Source organism: uncultured Clostridium sp., assembly GCF_937920395.1.
In the GTDB taxonomy this organism is placed as follows: domain Bacteria; phylum Bacillota; class Clostridia; order Clostridiales; family Clostridiaceae; genus Clostridium_AD.
Window position 1 is genome coordinate 23,517 of record NZ_CALEVF010000047.1, and the last position, 13,568, is coordinate 37,084.

The 13,568-nt window shown below is 32.3% G+C and carries 8 protein-coding genes and 2 pseudogenes; 3 read left to right on the forward strand and 7 right to left on the reverse strand.

Going from position 1 to position 13,568, the window contains the following annotated elements; all coding sequences use genetic code 11:
• Positions 1-14 precede the first annotated feature (14 nt).
• The 3 genes and pseudogenes from Q0649_RS05625 to Q0649_RS23040 all read left to right on the forward strand — a co-directional run bounded on the left by Q0649_RS05625 (position 15) and on the right by Q0649_RS23040 (position 4,141).
• A complete protein-coding gene (locus Q0649_RS05625) occupies positions 15-1,523 on the forward strand; it encodes a cell wall metabolism sensor histidine kinase WalK (protein ID WP_298838597.1) in 1,509 nt (502 codons plus the stop codon).
• Positions 1,520-2,209 (forward strand): response regulator transcription factor, encoded by a 690-nt coding sequence (locus Q0649_RS05630; protein WP_298838600.1) that lies wholly within the window; start codon positions 1,520-1,522, stop codon positions 2,207-2,209. Before Q0649_RS05625 ends, Q0649_RS05630 begins: the two co-directional genes overlap by 4 nt.
• Positions 2,210-2,824: 615 nt before the next feature.
• Positions 2,825-4,141 (forward strand): annotated as a pseudogene (locus Q0649_RS23040) (ATP-binding protein).
• A gap of 136 nt (positions 4,142-4,277) precedes the next feature.
• On the opposite strand, the gene Q0649_RS05640 reads toward Q0649_RS23040, so the two are convergent.
• The 7 genes and pseudogenes from Q0649_RS05640 to Q0649_RS05670 form a co-directional block, all read right to left on the reverse strand.
• Complete coding sequence (locus tag Q0649_RS05640; protein ID WP_298838603.1) at positions 4,278-4,694, reverse strand: MaoC family dehydratase; 417 nt, start codon at positions 4,692-4,694, stop codon at positions 4,278-4,280.
• Positions 4,695-4,736: 42 nt separating this feature from the next.
• Positions 4,737-6,134: pseudogene (locus Q0649_RS05645) on the reverse strand (GntP family permease).
• 45 nt (positions 6,135-6,179) lie between these two features.
• A complete protein-coding gene (locus Q0649_RS05650) occupies positions 6,180-7,739 on the reverse strand; it encodes an acyl CoA:acetate/3-ketoacid CoA transferase (RefSeq protein ID WP_298838606.1) in 1,560 nt (519 codons plus the stop codon).
• Positions 7,740-7,923: 184 nt separating this feature from the next.
• The gene (locus Q0649_RS05655) at positions 7,924-9,321 is read right to left on the reverse strand and encodes a GntP family permease (RefSeq protein WP_298838609.1); all 1,398 of its coding nucleotides are present in this window, start codon (positions 9,319-9,321) and stop codon (positions 7,924-7,926) included.
• Between the two features lie 104 nt (positions 9,322-9,425).
• Positions 9,426-10,979, reverse strand: coding sequence for an acyl CoA:acetate/3-ketoacid CoA transferase (locus tag Q0649_RS05660; RefSeq protein WP_298838612.1), 1,554 nt, complete (start codon positions 10,977-10,979; stop codon positions 9,426-9,428).
• Between the two features lie 281 nt (positions 10,980-11,260).
• A complete protein-coding gene (locus Q0649_RS05665) occupies positions 11,261-11,677 on the reverse strand; it encodes a MaoC family dehydratase (RefSeq protein ID WP_216151568.1) in 417 nt (138 codons plus the stop codon).
• A gap of 34 nt (positions 11,678-11,711) precedes the next feature.
• Entirely contained in the window at positions 11,712-13,262 is a 1,551-nt protein-coding gene (locus Q0649_RS05670) for an acyl CoA:acetate/3-ketoacid CoA transferase (RefSeq protein ID WP_298838623.1), read from the reverse strand.
• Positions 13,263-13,568 lie beyond the last annotated feature (306 nt).

The following is a 13,568-nucleotide window of genomic DNA, read 5'->3' on the forward strand; positions in this document are numbered from 1 at the left end:
GGGGAGGGGTCCTTTTGTCAATAAGAATAAGAATTATAGTTTCATATATGGCAATGCTCATAATCCCCATAATTTTGTCTTTAATTGCATTGCCGGTTGTTGGAAGCTTTTATGTGAAAAGCATTGATAAGGCATATGACATAAAATATAATGGGAACCCTCTTCAAAGTGGTATATTTAAAAGTAATCCATTAAAAGATTTGTTTGGTAAAAATTCATTAATACTTATAGGTATAGAAAAAGATATAGAAATAAATCCAAATATATTGGAAGATGCTCATTATTTATCAAACCTTGATAACAAATTGAAATTGACACATAGTGGGATAGTAATAAGAAAAAAAGGAGTTATAACCTATTCTACAAATTTTATAAATAAATCTGAGATTAACAAAAGTCTTCCAAAATTCGGTTTTACTCAAGAAGAGAGACGGCATCCTAACCTTATCCTAAATAATCTGGTACTCTCTAAGCAACATGATTTTTATTTTGAAGATAAAAGTCCAGGGAGTGTTTTTATAATGACAGATGCTGGAGCGATGTTAACAATTAGTAAGAGCTTTTTATTATTGTATATTATTATAGTTATATTGATAATGATATTAATTAATGCAATCATTACGTATTGGGTTTCTAAAAAAATCGTGAGGCCTCTAATAGCATTGAAAGACGCTTCTAGTAAAATAAAAGATGGATATATGGATTTTGAAGTTAAGTCTAATGCAAATGATGAAATTGGAGAACTTTGCAAAGAATTCGAAGATATGAGGTGTAGACTCAAAGAGTCAGTTGAAATACAGCTACAGTATGAAGATAATAGAAAAGAACTAATCGCAAATATTTCACATGACTTAAAAACTCCAGTAACCGCAATCAAGGGTTATGTGGAAGGAATTAAAGATGGTGTAGCAGATACACCAGAGAAAATGGACAAATATCTTAATATTATTTATAAGAAAGCAAGCAGTATTGATAAATTGATAGATGAATTATTTGTAATTTCAAAGCTTGATTTAAATAAAATGACTTTTGACTTTGAAAGAGTTGACATAAAAAGCTATTTAAGTGACAGTATGGAAGAGTTAAAGTTTGACCTTGAAAAAAGCAATGTTGAGATACAATTAATTGATACTATTGAAGATAAAACATTAATACAAGCTGATCGTGAAAAACTTAGAAGAGTAATATTAAATATAGTTCAAAATTCTGTAAACTATATGGATAAAGAAAGTGGAAAAATATTAATAACAATAAAAGATTTTGGTGGTTTTGTGAGATTTGAGATTAATGACAATGGACGAGGAATATCACAAGATGCTCTTCCGTATATATTTGACAGATTTTATAGAGCTGACCCATCAAGAAATTCACGAACTGGGGGAAGTGGACTGGGACTTGCTATTGCCAAAAGGATTGTTATTGGTCATGGTGGAGAAATATGGTCAAAGAGTACAGTTGGAATCGGAACTAGTATATTCTTTATAATTAAGAAATGTGATGTAAGAAGGCCGGTGGTAAAATGAAAAAAGTGTTGATTATAGAGGATGAAATTACTATTGCAGAGTTAGAGCGGGATTACCTTGAGATAAATGATTTTTCAGTTGATATTGAGATTGATGGAGAAAAAGGACTTAAGTCTGCATTGAATAAAAATTATAATCTTATAATACTCGATGTTATGCTTCCTAAAGTTGATGGTTTTGAAATTTGCAGGCAAATAAGAAATGTGAAGGATGTTCCTATACTTATGGTTTCTGCAAAAAAAGAGGATATTGATAAAATAAGAGGGCTTGGACTAGGCGCGGATGATTATATAACAAAACCATTTAGCCCTGGAGAACTCGTTGCAAGGGTAAAGGCTCATATATCGAGATATGAAAGATTGATTGGCAAAAATAAAGATCAAAGCGAAATCATTGAGATAAGGGGACTTAGTATATACAGTAATTCTAGGCGTGTATATGTGAATGGAGTGGAAGTAATACTTACAGCAAAAGAATTTGATATTTTAACAATTTTAGCTCTTAATCCAAACAAGGTATTTTCAAAGGATAATATTTTTAATAAAGTATGGGGAGTAGACTCATTTGGAGATGTGGGGACGGTCACAGTACACATTAGAAAGTTAAGAGAAAAAATTGAGAGTGATCCATCAAACCCTAAATATATTGAAACAATATGGGGTGTTGGGTATAGGTTTGAACAGTAATAAACAACAATTGAAAAATACATTATTATTGTCTTAAGACGGAAATTATGATAAAATTTACTTATTGTAATTTTAAAAATTGGCGTAATATATTAAGCCGTTTTTAGTGTCCTAGGGGGAATATAACGTATGATTAAGAAAGAGAAAGAACCAACGTATATTATAGAATCTAAAAAAAGGTGTTTTGAATTAGGTATGGACCCAAATGAACCTACTAGGTCACCAAAAAATATTTTAACAGAATCAAAGCTTTTAGAAAAAAAAGAAGATTACAGGGATATTTTAGAGGTTGTAAAATTTTTTAGTCAAAAAATAATAAAATCACTTGAAGGTACGCCTATATTAATAGGAATATCAGATGAAAAAGGTTATTTGCTAGAGACTTTAGGAGACAAAACAATAAAATCAACCATGACTTTACTTGGAATTAAGGCTGGAGCTCAATTTAATGAAGAGGATATGGGTACGAACGTTGTTAGTTTAACGCTAAAACAAGATCACCCCGTACAATTAATAGGGACTAATCATTTTCATGTCTCTTTACATAACAGCGCTTGTTATGGAGTGCCATTTCATTATCTAGATGATAATAATTTGCTCGGAAGTATATGTATTATGACAGCTACTATACTTCATAACCCGTTTTTTTTATTAACGTTAACTATTGTAGTTGACGCAATTGAACGTGAATTATTACTTAGGAAACAAAATGTTAAACTTGAAAAAATGAATAAAATGATGAGTAGTAGAAATGAATTTTTAGATAGACTTATATATAATCTACAATTGCCTGTAATTAGATTAAAATGTCCAGAGTTGCTTGTAATAGAAATAAACCAAAAGGCAATTGATATTGTAAAGATATTTAAACCAGAAATTATATCATCCTCTCAAATGAAAGGAAATAAGATTTCAGATATAAGTTCAAATATTTTTGATGATGAATATTTCAAAAAAATCAATGAAGTAATAAAATGTAGAAAAGTAAATTATATTAGCAATAAAACCTATACAGTAAATAGAAACGATATGCATTGTAACATTATATTGGAGCCTTTGTTCGAAATAAATGGAAGAATTAAAGAAATAATGGTAATTATAATTGATATAACAACTGAAATACAATCTAATAAAATACTGGAAAGAACATTAAAATCTCAGGAAGAGTTTTCAGCAAATATATCTCATGAACTTAAAACTCCCCTCAATATAATATATTCAACGATACAGTTGTTTGATATGTATTGTAAGAGTGGATCATTAGATGAAAAAAAAGATTCTATTTTAAAATATATTAATTCAATGAGGCAAAACTGCTATAGGTTATCAAAAGTAATCAATAATATAGTAGATTTATCAAAAATTGAAACAGGATTGTTTGAACTTAAATTATCCAATACTAACATAGTGGAAATTGTAGAGGAAATATTGAATTTAATTACTTCGTACACTAATGCAATGGGATTAAGTATAATTTTTGATACAAATATAGAGGAAAAAATTATTGCTTGTGACCCAGAAAAAATACAGAGAATAATATTAAACCTTATATCGAATTCGATTAAATTTTCAGATGTAGGAAATAAAATATATGTTAACATTAAAGATAAAAATGAACTTATTGAAATATCGGTAAGAGACAATGGTGTAGGTATTAAGCATAATGAATTAGAGACGATATTTAACAGATTCAAGTAGGTAGATAAATCACTTTCTAGAAATGCAGAAGGGACAGGGATAGGACTAAGTTTAGTAAGAGCCATTGTTGAAATGCATAAGGGAAGAGTATATGCACAAAGTGAGTTTGGTAAAGGAAGTAAGTTTATTGTAGAACTTCCTACTACAAAAATTTTGCAAGAAGGTATATCCACTGTTTCTACTTTCCGAAGTAAAACAGAGGATTTGCAAGTTGAACTTTCAGATATATTTTAATAATAGGTATTTCTTATGTTCAAAAGGAGCGATAAATTACAAATAATAATAAAGTAAATTTAACACAAAAAATAACGGTACTCTTAAAATTAAGAATACCGCTAATCCAAATAACATATTCTAAAGAAATTTATTTTTATTTAGGTGGCATAACAGTTGCAACACCTTTGAGAACAACAACACCATCTTGATTAGTACATGTTGTACTTAGTTTCATAATATTTTTTTCATCGTATTTTTCTACAACTTCAACTTCAGCCTTAATTGTATCACCAAATCTAACTGGTGCTGTAAATCTGAGTTCTTGACCTAGATAAATAGTACCTGGTCCAGGTAATTTCATGCCTAGTACTGCAGAAACAAAACCTGCTGTTAACATGCCATGGGCAATTCTACCTTTGAACATTGTTGTTTCAGCTTCTCTTTGATTTATATGAGCAGGATTTAGATCACCGGTTATGCCTGCATAAAGATACACATCAGATTCACTTATAGTTTTTTCAAAAGAGTCTTTATCACCTATATTTAGTTCTTTCATTGTTAAACCTTTCATTAATAATTCCTCCTTTAGTATTTATAAAGCAGTTTTTACCCATTATACAAAATGAATAATTGATTGCAATCCAATTAGAAGGAAACATGTTCCTGTCTTAAGGAGAGTTATAGCAAAGATATCTTTATAAGCTTGCTTATGTGTTAAGCCTGCAATGCCAAGGAGTGTAATAACCGCTCCATTATGAGGTAATGTATCCATTCCACCTGATGCCATAGCAGCAACACGATGAAGTAATTGAGGACTTATACCCGTACTTGATGCCCATTCCAAGTAGTGCTTACCAAAAGTGTCTAGGGCAATACTCATACCACCGGAAGCGGAACCAGTTACTCCAGATAGAACATTCACGGTAACTGCTTCAGATAAAAGCGGACTACCATGAGGATTTATATTTGTTAAAGCGTGAGCAATAGACTGAAAACCTGGTAGTGTTTTTATAACATTACCAAAGCCTACTTCAGACGCCGTATTTATAACTGCTAAAAGAGAACCTATAGCACCAGCGTTGATAGCTTTGGCTAAATTACCTTGCATACGTTTAGGATTAATAAGCATAGCAAGAAGAATTCCTACGATAAGTGAAATCATGAGTGCCCAGTTATTCATTGTTCCTACCACACCAGCAGATAGCATATTATAAGGCTTTTTAGTTACCCAAGATATAATATCCCAATGTGGAAAAACTAATTTTTGCAGAATGAGGGTTACAACTAGCACTGAAACAAGTGGTAATGCCGATAAAAATGCATTTGGTAAGCTAGCGTCGTTAACTATAATAGGTTCATTGGTATGGTTTTTACCATAGCCCTCTCCGGCTGCTTGTGCTTTACGCTTACGCCACTCCAAATAAGTCATGCCAGATGTTAAAATAATGATTGCTCCAAGTATTCCCATTACAGGTGCTGCATAAAGATCTGTATTAAAAAATTTCATTGGGATAGAGTTCTGAATTTGTGGTGTTCCAGGAAGTGAATCCATAGTAAACGTAAAGGCACCAAGTGCAATAGTTCCTGGGACAAGACGTTTTGGAATGTCTGCTTCTTTAAAAATAGATGCTGCAAATGGGTAAACCGCGAATGCTACGACGAAGAGGCTTACACCACCATAGGTAAGGATAGCTGCTGACAATACTACCGAGAGTATTGCTCTCTTTTTCCCTAATTTCTCGACTATAGTTTTTGCAATTGATTTTGCTGCTCCAGACTGTTCCATTGTTTTTCCAAATATTGCTCCGAGTAGAAAGAACGGAAATTAAATTGTTATATATTTACCAAGATTGGGTAAGAATATTTCTGTATATGTAGGCAAAATAGCCATTCCAGAAAATAAAGCGGCCAGAAGTGCAAAAATAGGTGCAAATACAATTACTGAAAAACCCTTGTATGCCATAAACATCAAAAGACATAAACTTAATAATATTCCGATAACGCCTAACATTTAAAAACCTCCTTGTATAATCTAATTATATTTTGTTTTAATCTTCTATTTATTCGTAGATAATTTGATACCTACAATACCTTCATTAAATAATTTTTTATCCATCAATTTTAAATTTTTAGATATAATAGGAGTAAAATCCATTCTATCTAAAATATCCTTTTGCATATCAATACCAGGAGCAATTTCTTCTAAAGTAACACCATCTTTAGTTAATTTGAAGACCGCTCTTTCAGTGATGTATAAGACTGGTTGGGAGACATCTATAGCATATTCACCACTAAATGTTATTTGCTCAACAGTTTTAATGAATTTATTTAATTTACCATCTTGAATTATATTTAATTTACCATCTTGAATTACAATTTTTAATCCTCCTGCTGTGAAAGTTCCACAAAATACAACTTTTTTTGAGTTTTGAGTTATATTAATAAAACCACCACAACCTGCAATTTTAGGACCAAATTTACTTACATTAATATTGCCATTCTCGTCGCATTGAGCAAGACCTAGGAAGGCTATATCAAGACCTCCTCCATCATAGAAATCAAATTGATTACTTTGATCTAGTATGCTTTCAGGATTTATTGAGGCTCCAAAACTTAATCCACCTGCAGGGATTCCACCTATTGGACCTGATTCTAATGTAACTTTTAAGTCGCTAGAAATTCCTTCTTCATTTGCAACCATGGAAATTCCTTCTGGTACTCCAATTCCAAGGTTGGTAATAGCATTTGGTATAAGCTCCATTGCGGCTCTTCTAGATATTATTTTTCTTTCATCTAGCTTAAGACCTGGAATATTACTAAGTGCCATTTTTATTTCACCATTATAAGATGGATTGTATTGTTCTGCATAAGTTTGCATATGATTTTCTGGTTTTGAAATTACAATGGCATCCACAAGTATTCCTGGAATTTTAACTTTTCTTGGATCAAGGGTTCCGGTTGCTACAATTTTTTCAACCTGAAGTATTACAATCCCAGAAGAATTTTTAGCAGCTTGAGCCATAGAAAGACCATCCAGGGTTACAGCTTCTTTTTCCATAGTAGCATTTCCAAACTCATCAGCATAAGAAGCTCTAATAAGTGTTACATTTATTGGAAAAGATTTGTAAAACAGATATTCTTTATTATCAATTTCAATAACCTTTACTATATCTTCTTTAGTCACAGTGTTTAATTTACCACCGTCTATTCTAGGGTCTACAAAAGTTTTTAGTCCAACATGAGTTATTGTTCCAGGTTTACCTGCTGCTATATCTCTATATAGGTGAGAGATTACACCTTGAGGAAGATTATAAGCCTGGATTTTATTTTCAATAGCAAGTTTTACAAGTTTGGGAGCAAGACCCCAATGACCACCGATTACCTTTGAAACTAAACCTTCGAGGCCAAGGTGGTTTAAACCTTTATCTTTTGAATCTCCTTGACCAGCAGCATAAACTAAAGTTAAATTATTTGGCAAACCTTTTTCAAGAAAACATTCACTAATTTTTATAGTTAATTCTTCTGGGTGTCCGCAACCGATAAAACCTCCAACTGCGACGGTATCTCCGTTTTTAATTAAAGAAATTGCCTCAGTGCTAGACATAACTTTTTGCATTTTAAGACCTCCTTTTATAGTATTATTAGTCAAACTTCTCATAATTATAAGGAGCAAATATATTTTCCATATAAAGAAATAAAAAACTAATTCAAAAAAAATTTAGGGTATGATTACGCAAAAATGAACGGTATTCTTAAGATTTAAGAATACCGTTCATATAAAATATAATTATATTTAATAATTAAACAAAATGTAAAATTGATTGTAATCCAATTAGGAAGAAACATGTTCCTGTTTTAAGGATAGTAATAGCAAATATATCTTTATACGCTTGTTTATGTGTTAAGCCTGCAATTCCAAGGAGAGTAATAACTGCTCCATTGTGTGGTAATGTATCCATTCCACCAGACGCCATAGCAGCAACTCGATGGAGCAATTGAGGGCTTATGCCAGTGCTTGATGCCCATTGTAAGTAGTGTTTACCAAAAGTATCAAGTGCAATACTCATTCCGCCTGATGCAGAACCAGTTACTCCGGATAAAACATTTACTGTAACTGCTTCAGATAGTAATGGACTACCATGAGGATTTATATTTGTTAAAGCATGAGCAATAGATTGAAAACCAGGTAGTGTTTTTATAACATTACCAAAACCTACTTCAGATGCCGTATTTATAACTGCTAAAAGGGAGCCTATAGCACCAGCATTGATAGCTTTAGATAAATTACCCTGCATACGTTTAGGATTGATAAGCATAGCAAGAAGAATTCCTACGATAAGTGAAATCATGAGTGCCCAGTTATTCATTGTTCCTACAACACCTTTTGATAACATATTGTAAGGTTCTTTAGTTACCCAAGACATTATATCCCAGTGTGGGAAAACTAATTTTTGTAATATAAGAGTAACAGCAAGTACAGATATCAATGGTAATGCTGATAAAAATGGGTTTGGTAAACTATCATCATCAACCATAACAGGCTCATTAGTATGGTTATCACCATATCCTTCTCCAGCTGCTTGTGCCTTACGTTTACGCCACTCTAAATAGGTAATACCACATGTCATAATAATAATTGCTCCAAGTATTCCCATAACTGGTGCAGCATAAAGATCTGTATTAAAAAATTTCATTGGAATTGAGTTCTGAATCTGTGGTGTTCCGGGAAGCGAGTCCATAGTAAATGTAAAGGCACCAAGTGCAATAGTTGCTGGAACAAGACGTTTTGGAATGTCTGCTTCTTTGAAAATAGATGCTGCAAATGGATATACAGCAAATGCTACAACGAAAAGACTTACTCCGCCGTAAGTAAGGATAGCTGCTGATAATACTACTGAAAGCATTGCTCTTTTTTTGCCTAATTTTTCAACTATTGTTTTGGCAATAGACTTTGCTGCACCAGATTGTTCCATTGTTTTTCCAAATATTGCTCCCAGTAGAAAGAACGGAAAGTATATGGTTACATACTTACCAAGATTGGGCAAAAATATTTCTGTATATGTTGGCAAAATAGCCATTCCAGAAAATAAAGCAGCGAGTAGAGCAAAAATAGGGGCAAAGACAATGACAGAGAAACCCTTATATGCCATAAACATTAATAAACATAAAGCTAATATGATACCGAAAACTCCTAACATTTATAAAACCTCCATTAATTAAAATTTTATTCTCTTTTTTAACCGTTTACTTTTGTATTTTAGTGAAAATTATATCAATATTATTATTCCAAACACTGTATTTATTAATTAGCTAATTTAAGTCCTATAATACCTTCATTAAATATTCTTAAGTCCATTAGTTTTAGGTTTTTAGATATAATTGGAGTAAAATTCATTTTATCTAAAATATCCTTTTGTAGATCAATACCAGGAGCAATTTCTTCTAAAGTAACACCTTCTTTAGTTAATCTAAAAACTGCTCTTTCAGTAATGTATAAAACTGGTTGGGAGACATCTACAGCATACTCTCCACTAAAAGTTATTTGTTCAACATTTTTAATGAATTTATTAACTTTACCTTCTTGAATTATATTTACTTTCCCATTTAGAATTTCTATTTTTAAACCACCTGCAGTAAAAGTCCCACAGAAAACAACTTTTTTAGAATTTTGAGTTATATTAATAAAGCCGCCACAGCCTGCAATTTTAGGACCGAATTTACTTACATTAATGTTTCCAGCCTTGTCACATTGAGCAAGACCTAGGAATGCAATATCAAGACCTCCGCCATCATAAAAATCAAATTGGTTACTTTGATCTAGTATGCTTTCGGGATTTATTGAAGCTCCAAAACTTAATCCACCTGCAGGGATTCCACCTATTGGCCCTGATTCCAAAGTAACTCTTAAGTCACTAGCAATTCCTTCTTCATTTGCAACCATGGAGATTCCTTCAGGTACTCCAATTCCAAGGTTAGTAATTGCATTGGGTATAAGTTCCATTGTGGCTCTTCTAGATATTATTTTTCTTTCATCTAGCTTAAGTCCGGGGATATTACTAAGTGCCATTTTTATTTCACCATTATAAGAAGGATTGTATTGTTCTGCATAAGTTTGCATATGATTTTCAGGTTTTGAAATTACAATAGCATCCACAAGTATTCCAGGTATCTTAACTTTTCTTGGATCAAGAGTACCATTTGCTACAATTTTTTCAACTTGAAGTATTACAATCCCAGAAGAATTCTTAGCAGCTTGAGCCATAGAAAGTCCATCCAGAGTTACAGCTTCTTTCTCCATAGTGGCATTTCCAAACTCATCAGCATAAGAAGCCCTAAGAAGTGTCACATTTATAGGAAAAGCTTTATAAAACAAATATTCCTTATTATCAATTTCAATAACTTTAACTATGTCTTCTTTCGTGATATCGTTTAACTTGCCCCCGTCAATTCTAGGGTCTACAAAAGTTTTTAATCCAACGTGAGTTATAGTTCCAGGTTTACCTGCTGCAATATCTCGATATAGATGAGATATTACCCCTTGGGGAAGATTATAAGCTTGAATTTTATTTTCAATAGCAAGTTTTACAAGTTTGGGAGCAAGGCCCCAGTGACCACCTATTACCTTTGAAACTAAACCTTCCACGCCAAGACGATTTAAACCCTTATCTTTTGAGTCTCCTTGCCCAGCGGCATATACTAAAGTTAAGTTATTAGGAAATCCTTTTTCAAGAAAAGATTCATTGATTTTTATTGTTAATTCTTCAGGGTGACCGCAACCGATAAATCCTCCAACTGCAACAGTGTCTCCATTTTTGATTAATGATATTGCGTCATAACTAGACATAATTTTATTCATTTTTTATCCCCCTTAATTAAATTATTAGTAAAGCTTTTCATAATTATAAATAGCAATTATCATGCCAATAATTTAAAAATAGAAAATAAATTTTCTGTGACTTTTCAATGACTTTTCAATGATTTTATTCGAAATTTGTCTATTGAACTTACTGGTGTGTTGTATAAAACGAACATACTACATGTAAACATTATCATGATGTTCTAAAAAAGGAACAGTATTTTTAAGTTATAAAAACACTGTTCTATAAAACAAACACTTATTTATAAGGGAGTTAGATTTTATTTAGGTGGCATAACTGTTGCAACACCTTTAAGAACAACAACTCCATCTTGGTTAGTACAGATTGTACTTAATTTCATAATATTTTTTTCAACTTTTTTTTCTATAACTTCTACTTCGGCTTTTATAGTATCTCCGAATCTAACTGGTGCTGTAAATCTGAGTTCTTGACCTAGATAAATAGTGCCTGGTCCAGGTAATTTCATTCCAAGTACAGCAGATACGAAACCAGCTGTTAACATGCCATGTGCAATTCTACCTTTGAACATTGTTGTTTCAGCTTCTCTTTGATTTATGTGAGCAGGATTTAAATCACCAGTTATTCCAGCATAAAGATATACATCAGATTCACTTATAGTTTTTTCAAAAGAATCCTTATCACCAATATTTAGTTCATTCATTGTTAAACCTTTCATTATTAATTCCTCCTTGTTTTATAAATTATAATTATTATGAAACTTTAAGTCCCATAATTTTTTCTTCAAAAATTCTTTCATCCATAAATTTTAAATTTGATGAAATTACTGGCATGAAATCCATATGCGCCAAAACATCTCTTTCTAGATCAATCCCTGGAGCAATTTCAGTAAGTACTACGCCTTTATTGCTAAGCTCAAAGACAGCCCTTTCAGTAATATACAATACTGGTTGGGAGACATCTACTGCATATTCGCCACTAAATGTTATTTGTTCAACAGTTTTAATAAACTTATTAAATTTACCTTCTTTAATTATATTTAATTGACCACCTTCTACTTCTACTGTTAAACCACCGGCAGTAAAAGCACCACAGAAAACAACTTTTTTAGAGTTTTGAGTTATATTGATAAACCCACCACAACCTGCAATTTTAGGACCAAATTTACTTACATTAATATTTCCTGATTCGTCGCATTGAGCAAGGCCGAGGAAAGCTACATCAAGTCCACCACCATCGTAAAAATCAAATTGACTAGTTTGATCAAGAATCATTTCAGGATTTATAGCAGCTCCAAAACTTAATCCGCCTGCAGGAATTCCGCCTATTGGGCCGGATTCTAAAGTAAGTTTCATATCGCTACCAATACCTTCTTCATTGGCTACCATAGAAATTCCCTCAGGTACTCCTATTCCAAGGTTAGTTACAGCATTAGGTATAAGTTCCATAGCTGCTCTTCTAGATATTATTTTCCGTTCATCTAGTCTTAAACCGGGAATATCATCTACGGCCATTCTTATTTCACCATTGTATGATGGATTGTATTGTTCTCCATATGTTTGCATATGATTTTCAGGTTTTGAAATTACAATGGCATCCACAAGTATTCCTGGAATTTTAACTTTCCTTGGATCTAAAGTGCCATTTGATACAACTTTTTCAACCTGGAGTATTACAATCCCTCCAGAATTTTTAGCTGCTTGTGCCATGGCAAGAACGTCCAATGTTACGGCTTCTTTTTCCATAGTGGCATTACCGCTTTCATCAGCATAAGTAGCACGAATAAGCGCAACATTTATAGGGAAAGCCTTATAAAACAAGTATTCCTTATTATCAATTTCAATAACCTTAACGATATCTTCTTTTGTGATATCGTTTAACTTGCCACCCTCGATTCTAGGATCTACAAAAGTTTTTAAACCAACATGAGTAATAGTTCCTGGTTTACCTGATGCGATATCTCTATAAAGATTAGAAATTACACCCTGAGGAAGATTATAAGCTTGAATTTTGTTTTCAATAGCAAGTTTTGAAAGTTTGGGAGAAAGCCCCCAGTGACCGCCTATTACTTTTGAAACTAATCCTTCCACGCCAAGACGATTTAAACCTTTGTCTTTTGAGTCTCCTTGTCCTGCTGAGTATACCAAAGTTAAATTTTTAGGACTCCCACTTTGGGTAAAAGATTTATGAATTTCTATGGTTAATTCTTCGGGGTGACCTGAACCGACAAATCCTCCAATTGCAACGGTGTCACCACTTTTTATTAAAGTGATTGCGTCATAACTAGACATAATTTTTTTCATTTTATATCCCCTTTTATCATATTATTAGCACCTGTTATATATATAACAAGCAAGAATCATGCCAATCAAAAGTTACGTGGACATGTAAAAATATCAGGCTACCAGTGGAAATTGAATGATTTTATAGATAGGAGAGAAGGCTAAGTGTAAAGTTATGTACGATATTGACGACTTAATATATGAATATAGGGATATTTAGTTCGAAAAAATGAACGGTATTCTTAATATTTAAGAATACCGTTCATTTATTTGAACAATTACAAGGGTATATTATATTTTTGAATTTTTTCATATAAACTTGTTCTT